This is a genomic window from Nocardia jiangxiensis NBRC 101359, from assembly GCF_000308615.1.
In the GTDB taxonomy this organism is placed as follows: domain Bacteria; phylum Actinomycetota; class Actinomycetes; order Mycobacteriales; family Mycobacteriaceae; genus Nocardia; species Nocardia jiangxiensis.
The window spans coordinates 36,478-58,770 of record NZ_BAGB01000159.1 but is presented as its reverse complement, the minus strand read 5'-3'; the positions used below and the strand labels follow the sequence as shown (position 1 = coordinate 58,770).

Genomic DNA, 22,293 nt, shown 5'->3' with positions numbered 1-22,293 from the left:
CGAGCAAGGGTTCGCTTTCTCGCCCTCGTCACCCGACTTTCAGGTAGCGGTATAGGTAGTCCCACCGATGCGGGTTTGTTGCCTCCGGCGCAGGGTGGTTGTCGTACAGGAAAAGCAGACCCAATGGGAACCGAATCACCATGACAACTGCTCTATTGCCGCTCGCCTACGGCTACGTCCGCGATGATCTACTCGATGATGGCTCCCCTGGTTCGAGTGAAGACAAGCTGCGTGAGACCGCCCGCTCGCTCGGCTACGAACTGGGAACGGTATTCCACGAGCCCGAACCGCAGAATGCGACACTGCCTCCCGCGTTCGCCGATCTGGTCCAAGAATGCCGACGCGCAGCAGCGCACACGGTGATCACTGTGCGTGGGCACATGTCGCACATGCCCGTGTGCCGGATGGTGCTGTTATCGATCCTCGATGTGCGAGCCGACGCCACAGTCCACGAAGTCTCCGTGTAAACCGGGTTTTCACCAGGGCCAGGCCTGGACGGCAGGCCCCGGCACAAGACAGTCCCCACCGAGCAGAAGCGAGTTCGGCCGTCAGATGCGGCGGACGAATCTCACCTCTTTCCCGCGTGGTCTCTCCTTCGATCCGCCGACAACTGCTACATGTCGTGCTCCCAGCTGCCGCGCGTGTCGACGTCCGCAGCATCCGCCAGAGCCTCCAGCTCCGCGATCTCCTCGTCGGCGAGCTCGATGCCGCGAGCTCGGACCAACCCGTCGATATAACCCGCCTTCGTGACCCCGATGATCGGGGTGGTCCCCTTGGCGATGGCCCAGGCGGTGGCGACGTCGGCGGCGGACGCGCCTCGGTCCTCGCCGATCGCTCCTATCCTGTCCGTCAGCGCCTGCAGCTGGGGCAGGATGCCGTTGTACACGGCCGCCCGGCTGCTGCCCCCCGGCAACGGATGGGCCGGGCCGTACCTGCCGGTCAGCGCCCCTTGCTCGAGGACCATGTAGGAAAAGAACGGCAGGTCGTGCCGGCGGCAGTGCTCGAGGATGCCCGCGCGTTCAGAGCTCCGGTACAGCAGGCTGTAGTGGTTCTGGACCGCCTCCACACGGAACCCCGCCTCGCCGAGGATCTGATCGGCGAGAGCGATCTCCTTCATGTTGTGGTTCGAGACGCCGACATGTTTGATCCTGCCGCTGCGCAGCAGCGGTATCAGAAGCGGCGTCCAACGGGCCACGTCGGCAGGGTTGTGGATCCAGTACAGATCCACATAGTCCGTGCCCATTCGGTCGAGGCTCTGCTCCAGCATGTCCGCGACCGGATCGTCGCCGTCGCCCGCGACCTGCGGGGTGAACTTCGTCGACAGCTGGTACTCGCTGCGGGCGTAGCCCTTCAGCGCCTGAGCGAGGACCGTCTCCGAGTGGCCCATGCCGTACACCACCGCGGTGTCCCACAGGGTGAACCCGTTCGATTGCGCCTTCTCGACGACCTCTCGCAGGCCGGACTCGGTCAGCTGACTGCCGAAATAACCGTCTCCCACCTCGCCGCTGTCTCCCCAGGCCCACGTGCCCAGCGCCACCGCGGGCGCTGTCAGCGTCTTGCTCGTCATGTCGCCTACCTCCGGTCTCATTTCCCATCACCATCGGGATCGTGTCGCAATGTTCGATCCCCAGCAGACCGCGATGGCCGCCACCGGAGAAGGTCGCGTTCATAGGGGGTACGAGCTCAACCCCCCTCACGCCGTAACCAGCGGCTACCGTGAACGACATGGACCAGCAGCCCGGAAACCGCGGCGAAGTCCGGCACTTCCTTGCCAGCCGGCGCGCCAAGATCACCCCGGCACAGGCCGGGCTGCCGACCAACGCCCGTCGCCGGGTCGCCGGGCTGCGGCGTGAGGAGGTCGCCGTCCTCGCCGGCGTGAGCACGGAGTGGTATACGCGGCTGGAGAAGGGGCACATCGGCGGCGTGTCCGAAGACGTCCTCGACGCGGTCGCTCGCGCCCTGCAACTGGACGACGACGAACGCACTTACCTGTTCGACCTGGCCCAGTCATCGCGGCCTGCGAGTCGCACGCCGTCGCGTCGCCGGGACGTCGAGATCCCGCCCCAGGTCCAGTGGCTGCTCGACTCCATGACGATGTCCTCGGCGTTCGTACGCAACGGCCGCACGGACGTCGTCGCCAGCAACCCCCTGGCCCGAGCCCTGCACGCGCCGATGTTCGACAGCGCCACCATCGACCGGCGCGGCCGCCCCAACATCGCCCGCTACGTCTTCCTCGACCTCGGCGCACATGACTTCTTCCTCGACTGGGACGCCGCCGGCAATGCCACCACCGCCCTGCTGCGCGCCGAGGCCGGGCGCGAGCCCCGCGACCGGGCACTGCGCGGACTAATCGGCGAGCTGTGCACCCTCAGCCCCGAGTTCCGCGGCCTATGGGCCGCGCACGACGTCCTGATCCGCCACGACGGCATCAAACGGCTCCAGCACCCCGACGTCGGCCACCTGGAACTGACCTTCCAGTCCCTCGACCTAGCCCTGTCCGGCCGAGCCGTGCACAACCTGATCACTTACACCGCCGAACCCGCCACCGCATCCGAAGACCGGCTCAAACTTCTCGCCAGCTGGGCAGCTACGCAATCTCGGACGGCAGAGCCCACCCGCCACTCTCCTGCGCCCGGGCCGCTCTGATCCGTCGCGGTTCGCCCGGCCGGGAATCCGGGGTCCGAACTCGACCGGCCGCGCGGAGTTTCCGTGAGTGGCGATCAGCCCGGGCCCTGGTCTGACGGAACGCCTCTTACCGCGAATCGGTGAGTTCCGTTGGCGTGCACGAATTCTCGCTTCGGACGGAGCGCGTCGTACCTCCGCGCCATACTGGCGTTCAAGGGGAATGAGGCCGTGTGTCCCGACGACATAGATCTCGACAAGTACCTGGCTGCGGCCGCGACATCCGTTCCTGCGCAGGCTGTATTCGGCAGCGGCGGCACACGCGCCGTGGATTCCGGATCTACGGCCCCACGACCGGGTCGAGACAGCTGGCCGGCGGGTCGACGAAAATGCACAGAGCCGGAGCACGGGTGGGTCGATAGCCGACGGGGACTCCACCCGCGGCGACGATCTGCGCATAGGCGCCCACACCGTCGGTGGGACGGCGGGTGAGCGACGGGTCGGTGCGCACATCGACCGTATAGAGTCCGAATCTCGGTGTGTAGCTGCCCCATTCGTAGTTGTCGGTGAGGCTCCAGTAGTTGTACCCGATCAGGTTCGTACCGGCGGCCTTCGCGCGCTGCAGCCAGTAGACGGTGTCGCGCAGATGGTCGCTGCGGGTGTAGCCGTCGCCGCGGGGCCGGCCGTTCTCGGTGGGCATGCCGTTCTCCACGACGTACAGCGGCTTACCCGGAAAGCGCCGTGAATAGTGCTGCAGCGCATAGTAGATCCCCTCGGTGCGCAGCGGCATCTCCCAGATGCGCGGACCCGGCAGGGTCGGCAGCGCCGAACCGGTGGCCCGCCCGATCGCCCCGTACAGCGACTGCGCCGGGTCGAAGCCGAAGTAGTAGTCCACGCCCACGTAGTCGAGCCGGGCGGCGATTCGGTCGACGAACGCACCGTTGACCTGGTCCTCCGCACCTGCGACATATCCGACGTTGGCGGTGACCCGGGCGCCGGGCTGCTTGCTGTGGATGTAGTCGTAGCTCGCGTTGTGCACATCGACGATCTCGCTCAGCATCCGGTCGGCGTCGGCGCCGCCCTCGCGAACCTCGTTTCGGATGTAGGCAACGGGCTCGTTCACGGTGACCCACAACGGATTCCGCGAGGAGTACCGATCGACGACGGCACGCATATCGGCCAGCCAGTCCCCGACCATTCCCGGATTGCGCCAGCCGCCCCGGCTCGCTTCCCAGCCCGGGTACACCCAGTGGTCCAGAGTGATCATCGGCCGCATGCCGGCCCGCACGATGCTGTCGACGACCGAATCGTAGAAACGAAAGGCGCGCTGGTCCCACACCCCGGGCGCGGGCTGCAGCCGGGCCCACTCGATCCCGATACGGAAAACCCGCATCCCCATGTCCGCGGCCAGCCCGATGTCGGACTGGTACCGATCGGCGAAGTCGACCGAATTCCCCAGCGGCTCCAATCCCCGATCCCGAGCGATATAACGCGTCCAATTACTGTCGGGCGCACCACCTTCGGACTGGAATCCCGAACTGGCAACCCCCCAGAGGAATCCGGAACCCAGCGACGAGAGCGCGGCCGCCCGCGGCGGCCCCGCCAGAGCCGGAGTCCCGACCAGCGACACCGACGCCGCAGCAACGAACACCGCCGAGACAATCCGAAGAAGCCAGGATCGCATCAATTCAGCGTAACGAACGGACCCCTGCCCGCGCTGGCGATGGCACCAATCCCACTCCGCCCGACGTCACCGCGGCTGCACGCCGAAGTCGCCACGGCCCACCCCGGTCCCCGGCGTCAACTCCGTCTCAGCCGAAACCGGGCTGCTGTCCCTCGTATCGCCGCCGTCGTATTGGTGGTCACCGAGGACGACGACCTCAAAACCAGCGAACGCGCCGCGATTGCACACATGGTGGATGACGCACCCCCGAATTCCCAACCACTGGCGGACCTACTACTACCTGCTGATCAGGCCGATCACCGCCGCACGCAGATTCGGCTGCGGCTCACCAGCATACAGTTCGGCCAGAGCGATCTCGGCGATCATCGCGACGACCAAATGCGCCACCGCCGCAGGGTCGTTCCACCCTATGACGCGCAGGTCCAGCTCGACGATCGCAGCCACTGCCTGATTGCGCGCATGAACCTCATCGAGCAGATCGGCGTCGGTACGCGACTGAGCGAGAAAAGCTTTCGTACCGCGCGTCCGCAAACATACGTCCAAATACGAGGTCATTGCTGAAGCGAGACGCGAAAACCCCGGGGCAAGATCGCCGATTTCGGCGAGGACCGCTTCGGTCAGAGCATCGTGGTAGCGGCGGTGCAGGGCGATCACGTAACTACGCCTGTCCGAAAAGTGGTGGTAGAAGCTACCTTTGGACATTCCCGCGGTCGCAACCACAGCGTTGATCGACAACCCGCGCAGTCCTGCGCGCTCGGCCACCGCAGAGCCGGCATCCAACAACGCCCTACGACCGGGCTCGGGGGGTCGGGCCACGCCGCTCTCCTTTCTGGTACTGCCGCAAGCGTACTCGCATGTTACGTTATGACCGGCCGGTCGGTCATGCCGTTCGCGGCGGGGGCGAAAGGACTGCCGACCGACTGCACAAGCGCAGGAGTACGACGATGCGACGAGCGATATCCGCTGCCACGCCGACTGTTGCGGCGCTCGTGACAACGGGCGGTCCAGCCCTGGCCGATGATCACCTGCCCCATCCCGCCCCTCCTACAGCTATCTGGGCGGCGTACAGGCCGAGCTGACCGGACCAGGGCAGCCGCCCCGCGGGGCCAACGATCGATCGTGCCGGCCAGCCGCAGCACATCCGAATCCCGTTGTGCTGATCCACGGTTTGTCCAACGACACCATGAGCTGGAATACACTCTCGCCACTGTTGGCCCAGGCCGGATACTGCGTGTTCACCACCACATACGGATCCGAGGGCCTGGGCCCGATCGGCGCAGCCGCTCCCGTGCAGGACAGTGCCGCGCAGATCGGCAGCTTCATCGATCAGGTCGAGGCGACCACGGGAGCGAAAAAAGTTGACCTGGTGAGTCATTCGATAGGCGGAGCGGTGGCCTACTACTACCTGAGCCGACTCGGTGGGATATCGGAGATCGGCCGTTACATCGCACTAGCTGCTCCCCTGCACGGCTCCACAGTCAGCGGTCTCGCCGCCGTGCAACCACTGGTGGAATCCACCGGCAGCGGCGCGGCGGCCACCCGCCACTGCGGACCGTGTCAACTCTCACCGGGTTCACCGTTCCTCCACGACCTCGATCCGAAACCCGCTGCCACACCGCAGATCCCGTTCACCATGATCGTCACCCGCTACGACGAGATCGCCACCCCCTACACCACGGGCCTGCTCGACGGCCCCAACGTGCACAACGTCGTACTACAAGACCTCTGCCCCACCGACTTCACCGGCCACAACGAACTGCCTTCGGACCCGATAGCAGTACACGAAGTACTCGACGCCCTCGACCCCGCTCACGCCACCCCATCGACATGCACGATCGTCCTCCCCCTTCTCGGACCCCCGCCCACCCCTGGCCGATAGCAGAACGCGAGCGCCCACACCGACATCGAACTCGGCGATGAGGAGGGCCACAACACGTGCGGTTGGATACTTTCATGGTGGCTTGTGTCCGATCGGTGAGGTCCGCGATGAAACTGATCCGCCGCACGATCGCGACGAGCTTGGGCTCGACGGATTCGTCACGAAGAAGTCCACAGTGATCGCTTCACCTGCCAGCGCAGACGGGAAGCTCTGCCCGACGACATCCGGAGTGCACAGCAGGTAGTCCGCAACTTCCTGCTGCCGTACTCGGAAATGGAAGTGGTAATGGTGACACCAGGCCGATATCCTGTGCATATTCCGGGGAGGCTGACCATGGACGATGCTCTGCAAATACCGCATCTGAGAGCCACCGCAGACTTGGAACTCCGCCCGTGGTCGTTGGCTGCGGCGGACCTCGAGCTTGTCAGGGAAGCCTCTGCCGACGACCTGATTCCGATAACCACGGTGCCGGCGACCTTCTCGCGCGAGGCCGCAACGCGGTTCGTCGAACGCCAGTGGCAACGAGCGACCGATCGAACCGGATACCCGATGGTGATCGTCCGGCGACGGGACAACACACCACTGGGAAGTATCGGCCTGTGGTTGAAGGACATCGACGAAGGCCGCGCATCGCTCGGCTACTGGGTGGTCCGCTCAGCCCGCGGCCATGGCGTCGCCGCGCATGCTCTGGCGGCAATGGCTATCTGGGCGCTGGAAGAGCTGCATATCCCACGGCTCCAGCTCTATGTGGAACCTTGGAACCGCGCTTCGATCCGTACTGCGGAGAAGGCCGGTTTCGAATGCGAAGGGCTCCTCAGATCGTGGCAGAAGGTCGGCAATCAACGCCGCGACATGTTCATGTACGCGCGCCTGGCAACGAGAACCCTCACCGAGGCGGATCGGGTTAGTTAAAATCAGTCGAGACTGTGCTTGGTCTACGTTTGTACGCACAGCCAGTGGATGAATCCGCTCGAAAGCATCTGATGAATCGCTCACCCTCTCTATGAGAGGACCGTCCGATGGGTTTTGCAGAGATGCGCCGGTTCCGGCGTGATCCGTTGGGTTTCCTCGAGAATCTGCGCCGGACCAGCCCGGTAGAGGTGTTCGGGCTGCCGTGGGGCGGGTGGTGTGTCGGCGATACGGGTCTGGCGCTGACGGTGTTGAGTGACCGCGCTTTCAATGCGGGGAAGTCCGGGTTCTTCGGTTCCATGCTGCCTTCGCGGTCTGCTCAGGTCGATTTCGGCCGCGCGGTACGCGCGATTCTGCGCACGCATAGGCCCGAGTATCGCGAGTCCCTGGCGGCGGCGGTGATCGAAATGCCGTCGGTCACCCGCTGGCCCGCAGCGGGGGTCGAGTTGGTGTATCGGTGCACCGCGGACGTGTTGCTGCACCCCGACGGTTCTCCCGAGTTACGCCGGTTACTGGGGCGAAATGCACGCGTGGGCGCGCTTCGCCCGGCCCGAATGGCGCAGCGGGCGCGGGCGCAGCTGCTGCGCGCCAAGCTGTCCACCGCGCTGAACGAGCAGATCCGGGACCGGCGCAGCGCCACCGGCCGCACTGCGGAAGCCGAACCACGGGATCTGCTCGATGCCGTGATCGGTGCCTGTCCCGACGGCGTCGCCGACACAACGGTGGCGCAGCTATACGTGCTGATGTTCCGGTCCATCGTGGGACCGCTGGGCTACTCGCTCGCGTGGTCGGTGCTGCTGGGCAGTCTCCACTCTCCCGGCTCACCATGGCCTTGGCCCGTCGACCGGGTGGTACGTGAGGCCCTGCGGCATCGACCGGTCTCCTGGATGGTCAGCCGTCCCGTCCCCTGTCCCGCCGAGTTCGGGGGAATCGCCTTCCAGACCGGCGACCTGCTGTCCGTCAGCCCCTATCTGCTCCATCACGACGACGAACACTGGACCAGACCAGGGGCATTCCAACCCGACCGCTGGATTCGACCGAGCGAACACGGCCCATTCGTGCCCTTCAGTTCCGGCCCCTTCACCTGCGCCGGCGCCGCGGTAGCCCACGATCTGGTCACCGATGCAGCCACCACCCTCATCGATAACACCTCTCTGCGCGTCATCGGCGGTGGTGATACCCGCCCGATCGTGACCAATGCCGCGACCCCCAGACCGTTCACCCTGCGGCGTACCCCACGCGCCCTGTCCGCGCCCGACCGAGCCCCAGGAAGGAGGTGACACCATGATCAAGGCATTGCGGTTCATCATCACCAACAAGCCGACCCGTTCCTGGAACCCCGCTGAATACGGATGATTCTGCTACCGGCTGGATTGGCTCGACCAACGCCAACCAGCTCTCGGCCATCGGTGACGCCCCCGATGAGATCGCGTTTCCACCGGGGTCTTCGGAGTGGCTGGGCGTCGCCGTGCGGTCGGGTCACGATGCCGGTCCGCGGTGGTTCTCCAGGGCCGATGTGTGCGCGTCGAGTGTGGACTGGTGCGGCCCGAGCCACACGAACATGTCGTGACCGAGACCCGCATCGGCGCGCTCACCACCACCCAGCTCGACACCCCGGGCGCCTGCTCTAATCGGGACGAATAGGGATCCTGCGGCACCGCCGACGGTAGTTCGACGGCGCGGGTAGCCGCAGCGGTCCCCCAGGCGCTCCAGCGCCACGGCTGGGTCGAGGCCGCGGGATGATTCCGTCATCCTGGTCCGTCAGAGCGCTCACCCAGGCCGGGCGGCAGTGCCTTGCCGGGGTGAGACTGAGGATGGCGGCGGTTGTCGACCGGCGAATGACTAGATCGTCGGCATCGGGTGCTACGGATCTTTTGCGAGGTGCCCGCCCGGCACCGCCACTTCGGGGCGTGATTCGCCTTCCGAGGGAGTCACGTCGACCGTGCGGGTGCGGGCGCGTTTCCGCCCCGCACCGGTTTCGTCGGGACATTGGTTCGGATGAGGAGCTGAGGGAATGCGCATCGTGGTCGATCTGAATCGATGTCAGGGGTATGCGCAGTGCGTTCCGCTCGCGCCGGATGTGCTCGAAATGCTGGGTGAGGAGGCGCTGGCCTATGACCCCAACCCTGATGACGCACAGCGCCAGCGGGTGTTGCGGGCGGCGGCGTCGTGCCCGGTCCAGGCCATCCTGGTGGAGACCTGGCCCCCCGACGGGCCGGAGCCCACGGCATGAGCACCGCGTCGCTGACCGCGGACCTGGTCAGAACGTTTCGGGCGGAGGGGCGCATCGTGATCGTGGGGGCGTCTCTGGCCGGGCTCCGCGCCGCGGAGGCTTTGCGAGAGAAGGGATTCCGCGGGTCTTTGACCCTTATCGGCGATGAGCCGCACGAACCGTACGACCGGCCGCCGTTGTCCAAGCAGGTCCTCAGGGGATCGGTTCGCGCCGATCACACCACGCTTCCCCGCATGCGGGCCATCGACGCGGACTGGCGGCTGGGTGTGGCTGCTACCGGCCTGGACCGGGTGAACCGGCGGGTCCTGCTGGCCGCCGGCGATGCCGTGCCCTACGACCGGCTGCTCATCACCACCGGCGTCCGGGCACGCCCATGGTTCAACCCCACCGAGGGCGCCTTGCACGGGGTGTTCACGCTGCGCACCTGCGAAGACGCAGCACGGCTGCAGGCAGCACTGCAGGCGGGCCCGAAGCGGGTTCTCGTCGTCGGCGCGGGGTTCGTCGGTTCTGAGATGGCTTCGGTGTGCTGCGAGCTGGGGTTACCGGTGACCGTCGCCGAACGCGGCGGCGGGCCGCTGGTCGGGCCGCTGGGTGGCGTGATCGCTGACATCGCCGCCCGGATGCAGCGCGCCGCCGGAGTCGACCTTCGTGTCGGTGTCTCTGTGGAAGCCCTCGATGGCGATGCCGGTGGGCGGGTGCGCCGGGCACGGCTCTCGGATGGGACCACGCTGGATGTCGATGTGGTGGTGGCGTCATTGGGGTCGATCCGCAACGTCGAGTGGCTGGCAGGTGCCGGGCTGGCCGCCGGTTTCTGGGGAGTCGGCTGCGATGCCGGCTGTCGCGCGTTCGACATCAACGGTGTCGTGACCGACAACATCTTCGTGGCCGGGGACATCGCACGCCAGCCACATGTGCTGTACGAGTATCAGTTCATCTCGATGGAACATTGGGACAACGCGGTGTGCGGGGCGCAGGTCGCCGCGAACAACATGATCAGCCTGGAGACCGACCGGCGACCACATCTGCCGCTGCCCTCGTTCTGGTCGGCCCAATTCGGGGTGAACATCAAGGGCGTGGGAGTGTGCTCGTTCGGCGACGAGATCGCGTTCACCCAGGGATCCCCCGGCGACTATCGCTTCGCCGCCGCCTACGGCCACCGCGGCCGCATCGTCGGTGCGGTGACCTTCAACCACGGCAAGTGGCTGCCGTACTACGCGGCGATGATCGAACGCTCCGCGCCGTTCCCACCACCACCGCCGGGCTATGACCAGGCCCCCGACCCGGCACCGATACCGGCCCGCTTCCCCGACCCGCGAGTGCCGACCGGAATTCCCGATGTGGTGTTGACCGGCCACGACCCCACCTCACGAGGCGCCGAGTTCCACTGAGCAAGGGAGCCAGCATGACGGCAGCAACCGCCTGGGCCGAAGCGATGAAATACGAACATCGCGCCGACCCGTACCCGTTCTTCGACCAGCTACGCCAGACCCCGGTCGCGCGGGTGGCCGACAACCTGTACGTGGTGACCGGCTATCGGGAACTGCTGACGCTGGCCCACGACCCCCGGATCAGCTCCGATATCAGTCGCAGCCCGCTGAGCACTGCCCTGACCGCAGGCACCGACTCGCAGCCCGGCGCTGCGGACATGCAGGCATACGGCCGCGCGCCGAGCATCATCGCCTCCGATCCTCCCGATCACGATCGAGCACGACGTCAGGTGATGCGCCACTTCGGGCCACCGCATTCACCCGATCTCATCCCCGGCATGGAACCGGGCATCGTGCGGTTGTGCAACCAGCTGCTCGACCACATCGCCGCCAGCGGCAAGACCCGCCTGGATGTGGTCGACGATTACGCCTACCCGGTGCCGGTGACGGTGATCTGCACGATCCTCGGGGTCCCACTCACCGCCGAGCCCACATTCCATGCCTGGATCTACGACATGACCACCGGCACGGACCTGGGCCCGGACGCGACCACCGAACAAGGCAGGGCCCGCGCCGAGAAGGCCCGCGCAAGCAGCGACGCACTCATGCGATATCTCGCCGACTTGATCGAACAGCTCCGGCAAGAGCCCGGACCGGGGTTGCTGTCGAAATTGATCCACGACGACGGCCCCGACGGCCCGATGCCTCCCGAAAAGGTGTTGTCCAACGCGAGGCTGCTGCTGGTCGCCGGTCACGACTCTACGGTCAACACCATCGCCAACTGTGTGATGACACTACTGCGCAACCCAGGGGCCTACGACCGGCTCCGCAACCGACCGGAGCTGATTCCTCGCGCGATCGAAGAGGTTCAGCGGCTGCAGGCCGCGGTGCAGTTCTTCCCCAGCCGCAGCGCCACCGCCGATATCGACATCGCCGGCACCGTCATCCCACAAGGGGCCGCAATATATCTGGTCTACGCCGCAGCCAACCGCGACCCGAACCGCTTCGCCAACCCCGACTGCTTCGACGTCCAACGCCCCGACAACGAGCATTTCGGGTGGGGCAGCGGCATCCACACCTGCCTGGGCGGCCCGCTCGCCCGACTGGAAGTCAACCTCGCGCTGGAAACGCTCCTGCGCCGCGTCACCGAACCTCGCCTGGTCGCCGACCCGCCACCCTATCGGCGAAGCCAAATCTTCCGCGGGCCACGACACCTGCTCATCGACTTCGACCACATCACCGACTGAGCACAACACAACATCGACGCATCCCCGATCCGGTGGGGATTCCGCGCTATGTGTCGTCAAGGGATCGGTTGACGACATGTGCCTGAGCGTCGGCGTGCTCGCGGTGGGCGTGGACAGGTACCGTGCGCTGGTCTCCTGCGGCGAGATCCCCCCGGGCTCCGGCAACCGGGCGCGATCCTGGCCGTCGAGCAGTACGGGGCACCGCTGGCCCGACCCCGGCTGGCCGTGACCGGCGAGGTCACCGGTGGGCGCGATGTCAACGACGTCGTCGAGCTGGACGTCGTGCGCGTCGAGCCCACTGGCTATCCCCGAGCGACCTCAGCGGTGTGCGCGGGGGTGTAGCGCTCGCCCATCACCTGGTCGCTCAGCGGATCCAGCGCGGCCAGCGCCTCGGCGTCCAGGGTGAGCTCCAGCGCGGCTGCGTTCTGCTCCAGCCGGGCCGGGCTGCGGGTGCCCGGAATGGTCGCCACCGCCACCCCGAGCCGCTCGGCCTGGGCGTACACCCAGGCCAGCGCCACCTGGGCCGGGGTGACGCCCAGCCGGTCGGCCACCTCGCGCACGGTCTGCGCGATCTTCTCGTTGGCCTCGCCCGCCTCGCCGGCGAAGCGGGGGTTGGTGCGCCGGAAGTCCTTCTCGCCCAACGTGGAGCGGTCCAGGGCGCCGGTCAGGAACCCCCGCCCCAGCGGCGAGTACGGCACCAGCCCGACCCCCAGCTCGGCCATCACCGGGGTGACCGCCTCGACGTCGCGGGTCCACAGCGAGTACTCGCTCTGCACCGCGGTGATCGGGTGCACCGCGTGCGCCCGGCGCAGCAGCTCGCCGTCGACCTCGGACAGGCCCAGATGGCGGACCTTGCCCGCCTCGACCAGCTCGGCCATCGCCCCGACGGTCTCCTCGATCTCCACGTCCTGGGGCGGGCGGTGGGCGTAGTACAGGTCGATCACCTCGACGCCCAGCCGCAGCAGCGAGGCGTCGCAGGAGCGCAGCACGTAGTCCCGGGCACCGCGGATGCGGCGTGCCCGGTCGCCGGCGCTGCGGTCGATGCCGAACTTGGTGGCCAGCTGCACCTGGTCCCGGCGGCCGTGGTTGGCCCGGCCCACCAGCACCTCGTTGTGCCCGGTGCCGTAGGCGTCGGCGGTGTCCAGGAACGTGATGCCCAGCTCCAAGGCCCGGTCGATGGTGGCCAGGCCGCCGTCCCAGTCGGCGGCGCCGTAGCTCTCGCTCATCCCCATGCACCCCAGGCCCATCGCGCTGACCGTGAGACCGGGCGAGCCGAGCGTGGTTCGGGTGATCATGCGCGGATACTCCTCCTGCCCGGCGGACCGGGCGGTACCTCGAGGGCTGACGAACGCCTCCGACACTAGGACTTGGAGCGCACTCCAAGTCAAGCCGAAGGACCGGCCCCTCCGGCAGGTCAGGCGCGGCGGGGGCGGGTGAGAGTGAAACGGTCCACCGGCAACAGGTCACCATAGGGCCCGGACGCCGCGTAGTAGGTGACGTGCATCTGGTGGTGGGCCCGCCGCCGCCCGAGTCCACATCGAAGGCGGCGAAGCCGTAAGAGTGCCTAACACCTCATCGACGACCTCGGGCGGAAACACCCTGGTCAACACCAAGTACCCAGCCCACGGGACCACTGAGTAAGACCACTGAGTAAACGGCATAGAGGCTAGCGGCAGCATCACGACGGTCGACGTGTCGAGCGCGTCGCTCGAACTAAGCCCCGCGGTGAACAGCGTCCCATGCGCTGCCTCGGCCGAGCCCTCCACCTCGTAAATCGTCGCGTATCGGTAAGGGACGCCCACGGTCGCGGTATCGCCGGCTCGGTAGCGCCGCGCCGCCACGAAGCCGGGGAGTTGGAGGATCTCCGGGATGTGAGTCCCCCAGTACCACTCTCGAAACTCCTCATCCTTGCCCTCGACCGGATTGGTGAGCGCCAGCAGGACCTCGCGTCGCGACTGAGAGCCCTCGCTCATCGCACATCACCACCGGACACGGAAACCGTCGTGAATCCCCACGGGACGCCGAGACTGCTCACCGGGTCGGTCACCAGGGCCGTATCGGAGCGGTGCGCGATACGAAGACCTTCGGACTCGAGATGCCTGGCAGCCCGTTCCAGGTCGACGACCTTCCACGTGATCGCATGGTAGGTGTCCAGCGGCTCGTTGTCCGAGGCGTCGGCGGCGGCCGCGCTGCCGGGCTCCGGCGTCGCGAAGTGGAAGACCGCATCGGCGAGCCGGACATACGGTCCGGACACGCCCCGCAGGTCGTCACGTCCGGTGTGGATGACCTCGGCGCCGAGAACGTCGACGGTCAACTCGAGCGCGCGTTCCGGTTGGGAGGTCAAGATGGTGTGATGCGATGCGTGCTCGATGCCGAGCGGGTCGTCGTCGCTGACCGGCGGGATCGTCCACCCCTCGTTCACTCGCGGGTCGAGGGGGAACGGGAACACCTCGAAGAAGTCGTATCGCATGCCGGCGTCGGCCTCGAAGGTGTGGAACGGCGACGGACCTCCCGCCCACTCGTCGGCCTCGAGAATCTGGTCGCGCGAGTCGACGAGTCGAAAGCCCCGGGCCCGAAGATCCCGGTACAGCTCCTTGACTCCCTCGACGTACCAGCCGATCGCCTTCAGATGCGGCGACTCGACATCCGGGTATCGCTGGACCCCGCCCGTGAGGTACAACCTCGGTTCGAGGTTGTCGATGAGCACATCACCGATCGCCGTGAAGGTCGAGTAGCCGACGGAGTGCCCCGGCGCCGGCGGATTCGGCATCACGACGGAGAAGTTGGTGCTCGGGCGACCGAAGACCCGGGCGTAGAAGTCCTCCGCCTCCGCCAGGCTCGGCACGTGGATCTTCGGGTGGTAGACCATCTTCACGCGGAAAGGACGGTCGGTACTGGCCATTTCGCTCTCCACCCGCTATTCGGCACTGACGTTCGCGAGTGCAGAGGAGAACGCGCCGCCGTAGTTCTCCGTCGACGACATCTCGTCGAGCATCTCGTGGAGCTTGGCGCGCCCACCAGGGTTGAGGAGGAACTTGCGCACCTTCCCCTCGACGTTCGCCCCGTAGTAGTGGCTGTGCTCAGCGGAGAAGATCGACTGCGGCGCAAGCGTTTCGACCATCGTCATCCATTTCTCCTGCTGCGCCTGGGTCGGCTCGAAGAGGTCGTAGCCGTGGTCACGCGCGTAGATCAGCGCATCCGCGATCCAGTCGACCTGGTCCTGGGAGTACCGCGGGTAGTTACCGCCTCCGGCACCGTGCGGACCACCCGGGAAGAAGTAGTTCGGCAGTAGGTGCGCACTGAACCCTCCGAAGTCGGAGGGACCGTCCTCCCAGTCGACACTGAGATCAAGGCCCTCGCGACCCTTCACACCCATCCGGGTGAGCGCACCTGTGCCGAAGTCGAAACCGGTTGCGTAGACGATGATGTCGTAGTCCCGGTGGCCTTGGGTCGTTTCGATCCCGGTGGCATCGACGCGCACGATCGGCGTCTCCCGCAGCGAGATCAGCGAGGCGTTCGGCTTGTTGAAAGACTCGTAGTAGTTCGTGACGAAGGGAGGTCGCTTCGCGCCGAAGAGATGATCCTTCGGGATCAGCCGCTCCGCGGTGGCGGGATCGTTGACGATCGAGCGGATCTTGTTGGCGAGGAACTCGCAGAACTCGAGGTTCAGTTCCCGGTTCGTCGTCATGTCGTAGTAGTTCATCGTGAGCTTGCCGAAACCGGGAGCGTTCCAGATGGTCTCGTAGAAGGCTTGGCGCTCTTGCGGTGAGTCCTCCGTCGAGAACTTGCCGGCGGGCTCGTGCAGAAAGCCCGACGCGACCATCGGACGGACAAGGTCACGCGCCGTGTCCAGATCCTCATGCAACGCCGCGGGAACCGTCGGCGCGACAACAAACATCCGACCGTTGCCGACCGGACTTCTCGATGCCGCGAAGCAGCGGAGCAAACACCATGTCGGCATGCTCGGGACCGAACAAAGACGGTAACCAACCATCGGCGATGGCGCCCGCCTGTTCGACCGTCTGCGCGCCGCCGACGCCCAGATAGATCGGAATCCGGTCCTGCACAGGGGTGCCGAGTAGTTTCAGCGGCTTGCCGAGCCCGATCTGATCCGTTTTCGAGGACAGTGCACCCAATAAGGCGACCCCGTCCTGCCCGTAGCCTTCGGCCACCCACAGCGATTCGAAGCCGAGCCGGTGGCACCTCCTGTCCGCGCCGCCGCTCTGCTGCGAGACACAACGGACACCCTGGCCGTCGTGGCCAGGAAAGTCGGTTGCCGCATCGTGCCGGCTTTCTGGGCCGTCACGTGATCTGGGTTTATGGGATGAGGACGATCCTTCCGTGGGTGTGTCGGCCGGCGAGCCGCCGGTAGGCATCGCGGACTTCGGCCAGCGGGTATGTAGCCGCGATCGGGATCTCCAGTTCACCGCCCGCGACGAGATCGACGAGCCGTTGGAGCGCGGCGGCGCCGCCCGCATCGTTGGTGCCTGCGATCCGAGCCCGACCGTCGATCGCTGCCTGGAAATCGACGGCGGTATTGACGCGCTCCGCCGGGACGCCGAGTTCGTGGGCGAGGTCGACGTAGCCCTCGCCGAATGTGTCGATGAAGGCGTCGATCCGGCCCCCGGCGGCCGCTCGGATCCGATCCGCTTGGCCATCACCATAGGTAACCGGGGTAATGCCGTGCTCGCGTAGCCAGGCGTGGTTGGGCTCGCTGGCCAAGCCTATGACCTCAGCGCCGCTCCGGCGGGCAAGTTGGGCCGCGACGGCACCGACGGCACCGGCGGCACCGGAGACGACGACCGTCTCGCCCGCACGCGGTGCCACGGCCTCGACACCCGCCAGGCCGGCCATCGGCGCGACACACATCGACCCGGCGACCTCCCAACTCATCCGAGTCGGCTTGCGGACGAGATGGCCGGCAGGTAGGGCGGCCATCTCGGCCTGGGCGACGCGCTCCTCGGACCAGCCGAGTACCTCATCGCCTACCTGCCAGGCATCGATCCCATCACCGACCGAAACAATCTCGCCCGCCACGTCCTGACCCTGCGCCGCGGGGAAGTCCATCGACCATTTCGGCAGATCGGAGTCCTTGCCGGAGAGCCGCGCCCGCAACGCCCAGGCTTCCTCGGCGAGTCCCTCCCGGACGTAGATGTCGCCGGGGTTAGCGGCCGCGGCCCGGACCTTGACGACGACCCGACCGGGTGCTGCGACGGGATCATCGGCGTGGCGAACGACGAGCACATCGACGTCGCCGTAATGATCGAAACGAACTGCTCGCATTGCCGACCTCCTTCAGATAGACATGTCTTATGTCAAGACATGAGACATGTCTATCATGAGGCATGCCGAAACGCTAGGCTCGATGTATGGATTCGAGTACGGACGACGTCCAGCTGCCCGCCGGGACGGGAACGCTCGCCTTCCAGCGCACGATCTCCTGGCTGCTCGCGGGCGCCGGCAAACTCGTCCTGAGACGGTGGGCCGAGATCCAGTCAGAGCTCGACCTGACCTCGAGTCAGCACAAGCTCTTGCTGGCCCTCGATGAGACCGGCCCGCTCGGCCAGCAACGACTCGCCGAGCTCGTGGGCATCGATCGTCGCAATGCCGTGCCGATCATCGAGGCGTCGGTCGAGCAAGGGCTCCTGATTCGACAGGTTGATCCTGCCGACCGTCGTCGCAGGGTGCTCGAGCTGACGTCTCACGGCCGGCGGGTAGCGAAGACGCTCCGCCGCCTCAGCACCGACATGGAAAAAGACTTGTTGACTCCACTCACCCCTGCAGAGCGCACCGAACTGCGAAGCGCACTGCAGGTCTTGCTCGACGAAAACGATAATCAGCACTGAAATCCGTGGTTGGAAAGTGCACCGGGTTGCCGGGGGCTCGCGTGAGAGCCCGGCGCCAACGAAGGAGTTGCGACTGTGGCCCAAGAGAATTCGATCAATTACGACCAGGAATCGGCGGCGTCGTATGCCGGGTTCACCGATGCGTTCGCCCCTGTGGCGCAGGCGATTCTGGACCGGCTTCCCGCGCTTGCTCCGCATTCCCGAATCGTCGATCTCGCCTGCGGTCCCGGAGAGCCCGGCTTGTCGGTGCTCGAGCGTTACGCGGAGGCAGAGTTGCTCGGCATCGACACCTCGCAGGACATGCTCGCCCTGGCTCGTGCACGGACAACCGGCCGGACCAACGTTCGCTTCGCGCAGATGGATATGCGGGAGCTGGATATACCCTCGGACAGCATCGACGCCATCGTCTCCCGGTTCGGCTTCCTCACCCTGGAAGACGTCTCCCGCAGTGCCGCCGAGTTCGCCCGAATCGCGCGGCCGGGCTGCGCTTTCAGCATCGCGGTGTGGGACCGGCTCGAGCTGAACACGGTCGCGTCCTCATCCATCGAGTCGCTGCGCGGACTGACCGACGACGCACTGCTGCCTCCGCTGGACGAACTCGACACCAGAGCGGCCCGGGCACTCCCCCAGCACACTCTCACCCAGGTCGGCGTGACGGAACTACACACCGAACTATTCAGCTGGTCGACTCCCGTCGACGGATTCGGTCAGCTGTGGTCGATGCTCACCGGGCCGGGCATCTGGCAGCCTGCCGTGTCGACGTTGGATGCCGACACGGTCACTGAACTCCGCCGCCGGTATGCCGCCCGATTCGAGGAGTACACCACGGCCGACGGCACATATCTGATCCCGTCCACTTGCCGCCTACTGTGGGGCCTGACCTGAACGCTTGACGATTCCGGACAGCGGCGGCGCGAGCTGCGCCGCCGCCCCCGAAGAATTGCTGCAGGCCACAAAGCCACACGCCCGATCGCCGAGGACCCAGCCTCACCGAGCAGGTTGTGCGCGACCACCGCCGACTCATCTCTCGGGCCACCAGCCACGCGGCGATCCGGACACGGAGCACACCACCGCTCATTATGCAGACCCCATCGGGAAGACAAGCCCCTCACTCGAACCCGGCGGCTCGCTGGCTCGTCCTCGTTGGCTGTCAACCACATTCGCCAGCACCGCAAAGTTCGGCGATACGACCTGAGGGGACCCCGTGATTCGGTCCACCTGATCCGGCCTCACGGGGTCAGGTCACAAGGATTGTTCTGCCGGAGTCGGGCCGCGTTGGCGTTGTACTCCCCTGAGGTTATCTGGCTCATCGCGATCCCCGTGTGCCGAGTGAGAGCGTGGCGATATCGGACGGTTGGTTGTGACAAGTCAGGAAGTGCGAGCGTCGTACTTCTCGCGGTTGGCAAGGACCTGGTCCATGTGGGCCTGCGCCCAGTGCCTCAGTTCGCGTGTCAGGCGGTGGAGTGAGAGGCCGAGGTCGGTCAGCTCGTAGGTGACGGTGACGGGGACGGTTGGCGTCACAGTGCGGACGAGTAGGCCGTCGCGTTCGAGTGCTCGTAGGGTCTGGGTCAGCATCTTCTGGCTGACTCCCGCCAGCATGCGGGAGAGCTCGGAGTAGCGCATCGCTCGTGCGGCATCCGATGCACCGGGCTGGTCGGATTTGTCTGCTGTGTCGCCGCCCAGTGCGCACAGGATCAGCACGACCCACTTGTCCGAGATCCGGTCGAGGAGCTGGCGGCTGGGGCATGCCGCCAGGAGCGCATTGTACTCCACCTTGACCTGCGCTCTCTGGGCAGCCTTCGTTGGCTTCACTGATCTCGCCTTTCGTCTGGGTGAGTTACGCACTTCGAAGTGCCCACTTCCCTACGGGAAGTAACTCTCCAATACTCGTCAAGGGAGGCTGAAGACGCCACCCCCGGCGATAAGCGAAAGGCACAACGATGAACGCGCCAACCACATCACTTCCCGGCGGCACTTGGCGGCTGGGCAACTCAACCATCACCCGGTTCGGTTACGGCGCAATGCAACTCGCCGGCCCGTGGGTCATGGGTCCTCCCGCTGACCACGATGGCGCCCTGGCTGTATTGCGCGAGGCCGTCGCGGCTGGAATCACCCACGTTGACACCAGCGACGCGTACGGACCGCGCGTCACCAACGAGCTGATCCGTGAGGCGCTGCATCCCTACCCGGAGTCGTTGTTCATCGCCACCAAGGTAGGGGCGAACCGAGACGCGCAAGGCGGCTGGCCCACGGCCCGGCGACCCGAAGATCTGCGCAAGCAGGTCCGCGAGAACCTTCGGTCTCTCGGGGTCGAGACCCTCGATCTGGTCAACATGCGCATGGGCGATGCCGAAGGCCCCAAGCCTGGTTCGCTCGCCGAGGCGTTCGAGACGCTCGTCGAACTCCAGCGAGAGGGTCTGATTCGTCACCTCGGTATCAGCAACGTCACCACCGAGCAGGTCGCCGAGGCCCGCGGTATCGCCCCCATCGTGTGCGTGCAGAACATGTACAACCTCGCCCACCGCCACGACGACGACCTCATTGACAGGCTCGCCGCCGAAGGCGTTGCGTACGTGCCGTTCTTTCCGCTGGGGGGCTTCACGCCGCTACAGTCCGATGCGCTCTCGAGGGTGGCGGTGCGGCTTGGGGCGACGCCGACGTCGGTCGCGTTGGCCTGGCTATTGCAGCGCTCACCGAACATCCTGCTCATCCCCGGCACATCATCGACAGCCCATCTGCAGGAGAACATCGTCGGTGCTGGGCTATCCCTCTCCGATGCGGACGTGGCCGACCTGGAGAGTATCGGCCACTGAACGACATGCAGGCCCGCCACTGCGTCGGCGAACCTGGACATCCGCGCTGAGCCAGGTCCCGGATTCGTCAGCCGTCAGAGAATTTTTCGGCCGCGTGGATCGCACCGCACACGGTAGTAGGGATTCAGGCGTGCGGACGCGCTGCGGGGTCGCGGGCGAACGGGCCGTCAGCGGGCCTGCGTTGCGCACCCGCCACAGTTACATGCGGGTGAAATTCTGCTCACAGGTATTCAGTCCATCATGTGAGGTTGCTTAGGGTCGACAGGGTGTTGGACCTCCCGGGTACAGGTGACGCAGGGAGCGGGCTATCCCGCTTCCCGTACACGGCAGTGTTCGATTGGGAAGAGGATCCGTCATCATGACTGTTGCCGGACCCATTCGTAGTGCGGTCCGATCTCGCGCCGAACTCCCGGATCAATTTTTCGCCCAGTTCCTCGACAGGACGCGCACCTACAGTTGCGCGTTGTGGACTCACCCGGACGACACCCTGGAGCAAGCCCAGGTCGCGAAGATCGACCTCGCCCTGGGCAAATGCGATCTGCAGCCGGGGATGACCTTGCTGGATGTCGGCTGCGGCTGGGGTTCGACCATGTTGCGCGCCATGGACAGCTACGGGGTGAACGCGATCGGGTTGACCGGCAACCGCGACCAGTACCGGTATGTCCGGGACCAGCTCGTCGACCGGCTCATCCGGGGCCGCCCCTATGGCGGGGTGCGGCGGCAGGGCTGGGAGGAATTCGACCGCCACCCGGATCGCATCGTGTGTATCGGCCGACTGGAACACCTGCTCCCGCAGCGCTACCCCGATTTCTTCGATTTCGCCTACCGGATCCTGCCCGAGGACGGGGTGCTGTTGGTGCAGACCGTCGTCGCACCGGGCCTCGATCGTTCCAGCGCGCACCAGACGCGCCTCGCGGCTACCGATGCGGAGTTTGCGCCCGAAACCATCTTCCCGGTCGACCGACTCCTGCCACCGAAAGGGGTCGCCGAGTACGCGGAAGATGCCGGATTCACCATCACCGGACTCGAGCGGCTGGGGCAGCACTACACCACCACACTGCAGTGCTGGGCCTCCGCTCTGCATGAGCACCGCGACCGGGCGATCGAACTCGCCGGGCGTGACACCTACGACGCCTACATCAGCTACATGACCGGGTGCGCCGACCACTTCAGCAGCGGCCGACTCGACGTCATGCAGTTCACCTGCACAAAGCCCGCACCGTACCGATCCGTGCCACGCTCCTTGCCTCGCGACATACGCTCCAGTGATTACCGAACCGGTATGACGACGCACGCCGCATAGTGCGTTTGTGGTTCCATATTGAAGTTTGGGGGTATCGGTACGCTACGAACACCCATCACGCGACGTAGCGGCGGCCGCTCAGGGGTGTGGCGATCGGTCGCCTGGTGGGTTGAAACGCCCCCTCGGACGTGATCGAATTGGAGCACGGCGGATGGTTGGTCGTGGCAGACGCCGAAATGCTTCGAGATGCAGGCTGCTACGGGGTATCGGTGCGCACGGCTCCCGAGAAGCACCTGTCGTGTGGGTATTTGTTTCGATCGCGACACGAACACCCGACTTGTGCTCGTCGCCTGCACCCTGCCGGGTCGTCCGCGGTGCCGGGTATGGCCA

At 66.1% G+C, this 22,293-nt stretch carries 22 protein-coding genes; 12 read left to right on the top strand and 10 right to left on the bottom strand.

Going from position 1 to position 22,293, the window contains the following annotated elements; all coding sequences use genetic code 11:
* Positions 1-140 precede the first annotated feature (140 nt).
* Positions 141-467 (top strand): hypothetical protein, encoded by a 327-nt coding sequence (locus ON40_RS37860; RefSeq protein WP_040830172.1) that lies wholly within the window; start codon positions 141-143, stop codon positions 465-467.
* A 146-nt stretch (positions 468-613) separates the two neighbouring features.
* Here the strand turns inward: ON40_RS37860 and ON40_RS37855 are convergent, their stop codons facing one another.
* Positions 614-1,567, bottom strand: coding sequence for an aldo/keto reductase (locus ON40_RS37855; protein WP_040830194.1), 954 nt, complete (start codon positions 1,565-1,567; stop codon positions 614-616).
* Positions 1,568-1,725: 158 nt separating this feature from the next.
* Between ON40_RS37855 and ON40_RS37850 the strand changes: the two genes are divergently transcribed.
* Positions 1,726-2,646 (top strand): helix-turn-helix transcriptional regulator, encoded by a 921-nt coding sequence (locus tag ON40_RS37850; RefSeq protein WP_040830171.1) that lies wholly within the window; start codon positions 1,726-1,728, stop codon positions 2,644-2,646.
* 316 nt (positions 2,647-2,962) lie between these two features.
* On the opposite strand, the gene ON40_RS37845 is transcribed toward ON40_RS37850, so the two are convergent.
* Together ON40_RS37845 and ON40_RS37840 are read right to left on the bottom strand one after the other, a co-directional pair.
* The gene (locus tag ON40_RS37845) at positions 2,963-4,306 is read right to left on the bottom strand and encodes a family 1 glycosylhydrolase (RefSeq protein ID WP_040830170.1); all 1,344 of its coding nucleotides are present in this window, start codon (positions 4,304-4,306) and stop codon (positions 2,963-2,965) included.
* 276 nt (positions 4,307-4,582) lie between these two features.
* Entirely contained in the window at positions 4,583-5,122 is a 540-nt protein-coding gene (locus ON40_RS37840; protein ID WP_040830169.1) for a TetR/AcrR family transcriptional regulator, read from the bottom strand.
* 337 nt (positions 5,123-5,459) lie between these two features.
* On the opposite strand from ON40_RS37840, the gene ON40_RS37835 reads away from it, so the two are divergent.
* The 6 genes from ON40_RS37835 (at position 5,460) to ON40_RS37810 (ending at position 12,001) form a co-directional block, all read left to right on the top strand.
* Complete coding sequence (locus ON40_RS37835) at positions 5,460-6,185, top strand: esterase/lipase family protein (RefSeq protein WP_051194193.1); 726 nt, start codon at positions 5,460-5,462, stop codon at positions 6,183-6,185.
* Positions 6,186-6,518: 333 nt separating this feature from the next.
* Complete coding sequence (locus tag ON40_RS37830; RefSeq protein WP_040830168.1) at positions 6,519-7,097, top strand: GNAT family N-acetyltransferase; 579 nt, start codon at positions 6,519-6,521, stop codon at positions 7,095-7,097.
* Positions 7,098-7,204: 107 nt separating this feature from the next.
* Positions 7,205-8,374, top strand: a complete 1,170-nt coding sequence (locus tag ON40_RS37825) for a cytochrome P450 (RefSeq protein WP_218008936.1) — start codon at positions 7,205-7,207, stop codon at positions 8,372-8,374.
* Between the two features lie 734 nt (positions 8,375-9,108).
* Positions 9,109-9,327: a ferredoxin gene (locus tag ON40_RS37820; RefSeq protein ID WP_040830166.1), complete on the top strand. Its 219-nt coding sequence runs from the start codon at positions 9,109-9,111 to the stop codon at positions 9,325-9,327.
* Positions 9,324-10,715, top strand: a complete 1,392-nt coding sequence (locus tag ON40_RS37815; protein ID WP_040830165.1) for an NAD(P)/FAD-dependent oxidoreductase — start codon at positions 9,324-9,326, stop codon at positions 10,713-10,715. The genes ON40_RS37820 and ON40_RS37815 overlap by 4 nt, the downstream gene beginning before the upstream one ends.
* A 14-nt stretch (positions 10,716-10,729) precedes the next feature.
* Complete coding sequence (locus ON40_RS37810; RefSeq protein WP_040830164.1) at positions 10,730-12,001, top strand: cytochrome P450; 1,272 nt, start codon at positions 10,730-10,732, stop codon at positions 11,999-12,001.
* Between the two features lie 302 nt (positions 12,002-12,303).
* On the opposite strand, the gene ON40_RS37805 is transcribed toward ON40_RS37810, so the two are convergent.
* From ON40_RS37805 to ON40_RS37780, 6 genes are all read right to left on the bottom strand, one after another.
* On the bottom strand, positions 12,304-13,296 hold the full coding sequence (locus tag ON40_RS37805; protein WP_040830192.1) for an aldo/keto reductase: 993 nt from the start codon (positions 13,294-13,296) through the stop codon (positions 12,304-12,306).
* Positions 13,297-13,464: 168 nt separating this feature from the next.
* The gene (locus ON40_RS37800; RefSeq protein ID WP_040830163.1) at positions 13,465-13,974 is read right to left on the bottom strand and encodes a DUF4286 family protein; all 510 of its coding nucleotides are present in this window, start codon (positions 13,972-13,974) and stop codon (positions 13,465-13,467) included.
* Positions 13,971-14,903: a VOC family protein gene (locus tag ON40_RS37795; protein WP_083896220.1), complete on the bottom strand. Its 933-nt coding sequence runs from the start codon at positions 14,901-14,903 to the stop codon at positions 13,971-13,973. Before ON40_RS37795 ends, ON40_RS37800 begins: the two co-directional genes overlap by 4 nt.
* A gap of 15 nt (positions 14,904-14,918) precedes the next feature.
* Positions 14,919-15,824 carry an NAD(P)/FAD-dependent oxidoreductase gene (locus ON40_RS53550; protein ID WP_169541974.1) on the bottom strand — a complete coding sequence of 302 codons (906 nt, stop codon included), beginning with the start codon at positions 15,822-15,824 and terminating at the stop codon, positions 14,919-14,921.
* A 34-nt stretch (positions 15,825-15,858) separates the two neighbouring features.
* Positions 15,859-16,173 (bottom strand): LLM class flavin-dependent oxidoreductase, encoded by a 315-nt coding sequence (locus ON40_RS54090; protein WP_040830162.1) that lies wholly within the window; start codon positions 16,171-16,173, stop codon positions 15,859-15,861.
* A gap of 145 nt (positions 16,174-16,318) precedes the next feature.
* The gene (locus ON40_RS37780) at positions 16,319-17,284 is read right to left on the bottom strand and encodes a zinc-binding dehydrogenase (RefSeq protein WP_040830161.1); all 966 of its coding nucleotides are present in this window, start codon (positions 17,282-17,284) and stop codon (positions 16,319-16,321) included.
* Positions 17,285-17,370: 86 nt separating this feature from the next.
* On the opposite strand from ON40_RS37780, the gene ON40_RS37775 reads away from it, so the two are divergent.
* Positions 17,371-17,847, top strand: coding sequence for a MarR family winged helix-turn-helix transcriptional regulator (locus tag ON40_RS37775; protein WP_051194191.1), 477 nt, complete (start codon positions 17,371-17,373; stop codon positions 17,845-17,847).
* A 75-nt stretch (positions 17,848-17,922) separates the two neighbouring features.
* Complete coding sequence (locus ON40_RS48780; RefSeq protein WP_051194190.1) at positions 17,923-18,732, top strand: class I SAM-dependent methyltransferase; 810 nt, start codon at positions 17,923-17,925, stop codon at positions 18,730-18,732.
* 483 nt (positions 18,733-19,215) lie between these two features.
* Here ON40_RS48780 and ON40_RS37765 read toward each other — a convergent pair whose 3' ends face one another.
* The gene (locus ON40_RS37765) at positions 19,216-19,659 is read right to left on the bottom strand and encodes a winged helix-turn-helix transcriptional regulator (protein ID WP_040830160.1); all 444 of its coding nucleotides are present in this window, start codon (positions 19,657-19,659) and stop codon (positions 19,216-19,218) included.
* A gap of 128 nt (positions 19,660-19,787) precedes the next feature.
* On the opposite strand from ON40_RS37765, the gene ON40_RS37760 reads away from it, so the two are divergent.
* Positions 19,788-20,660 (top strand): aldo/keto reductase family oxidoreductase, encoded by an 873-nt coding sequence (locus tag ON40_RS37760; protein WP_040830159.1) that lies wholly within the window; start codon positions 19,788-19,790, stop codon positions 20,658-20,660.
* A 358-nt stretch (positions 20,661-21,018) separates the two neighbouring features.
* Positions 21,019-21,963: a class I SAM-dependent methyltransferase gene (locus ON40_RS37755; protein WP_063713170.1), complete on the top strand. Its 945-nt coding sequence runs from the start codon at positions 21,019-21,021 to the stop codon at positions 21,961-21,963.
* Positions 21,964-22,293: the final 330 nt, after the last annotated feature.

Bases quoted from the DNA above. Each gene is read 5' to 3' on its own strand.
- ON40_RS37775 (WP_051194191.1), top strand. From the start codon at position 17,371: ATGGATTCGAGTACGGACGACGTCCAGCTGCCCGCCGGGACGGGAACG.
- ON40_RS37820 (WP_040830166.1), top strand. From the start codon at position 9,109: ATGCGCATCGTGGTCGATCTGAATCGATGTCAGGGGTATGCGCAGTGC.
- ON40_RS37850 (WP_040830171.1), top strand. From the start codon at position 1,726: ATGGACCAGCAGCCCGGAAACCGCGGCGAAGTCCGGCACTTCCTTGCC.
- ON40_RS37855 (WP_040830194.1), bottom strand. From the start codon at position 1,567: ATGACGAGCAAGACGCTGACAGCGCCCGCGGTGGCGCTGGGCACGTGG.
- ON40_RS37815 (WP_040830165.1), top strand. From the start codon at position 9,324: ATGAGCACCGCGTCGCTGACCGCGGACCTGGTCAGAACGTTTCGGGCG.
- ON40_RS37845 (WP_040830170.1), bottom strand. From the start codon at position 4,306: ATGCGATCCTGGCTTCTTCGGATTGTCTCGGCGGTGTTCGTTGCTGCG.
- ON40_RS37800 (WP_040830163.1), bottom strand. From the start codon at position 13,974: ATGAGCGAGGGCTCTCAGTCGCGACGCGAGGTCCTGCTGGCGCTCACC.
- ON40_RS37760 (WP_040830159.1), top strand. From the start codon at position 19,788: ATGAACGCGCCAACCACATCACTTCCCGGCGGCACTTGGCGGCTGGGC.
- ON40_RS53550 (WP_169541974.1), bottom strand. From the start codon at position 15,824: ATGGTCGCGTCGGGCTTTCTGCACGAGCCCGCCGGCAAGTTCTCGACG.
- ON40_RS37810 (WP_040830164.1), top strand. From the start codon at position 10,730: ATGACGGCAGCAACCGCCTGGGCCGAAGCGATGAAATACGAACATCGC.
- ON40_RS37780 (WP_040830161.1), bottom strand. From the start codon at position 17,284: ATGCGAGCAGTTCGTTTCGATCATTACGGCGACGTCGATGTGCTCGTC.
- ON40_RS37825 (WP_218008936.1), top strand. From the start codon at position 7,205: ATGGGTTTTGCAGAGATGCGCCGGTTCCGGCGTGATCCGTTGGGTTTC.
- ON40_RS37830 (WP_040830168.1), top strand. From the start codon at position 6,519: ATGGACGATGCTCTGCAAATACCGCATCTGAGAGCCACCGCAGACTTG.
- ON40_RS37860 (WP_040830172.1), top strand. From the start codon at position 141: ATGACAACTGCTCTATTGCCGCTCGCCTACGGCTACGTCCGCGATGAT.
- ON40_RS37795 (WP_083896220.1), bottom strand. From the start codon at position 14,903: ATGGCCAGTACCGACCGTCCTTTCCGCGTGAAGATGGTCTACCACCCG.
- ON40_RS37805 (WP_040830192.1), bottom strand. From the start codon at position 13,296: ATGATCACCCGAACCACGCTCGGCTCGCCCGGTCTCACGGTCAGCGCG.
- ON40_RS37755 (WP_063713170.1), top strand. From the start codon at position 21,019: ATGACTGTTGCCGGACCCATTCGTAGTGCGGTCCGATCTCGCGCCGAA.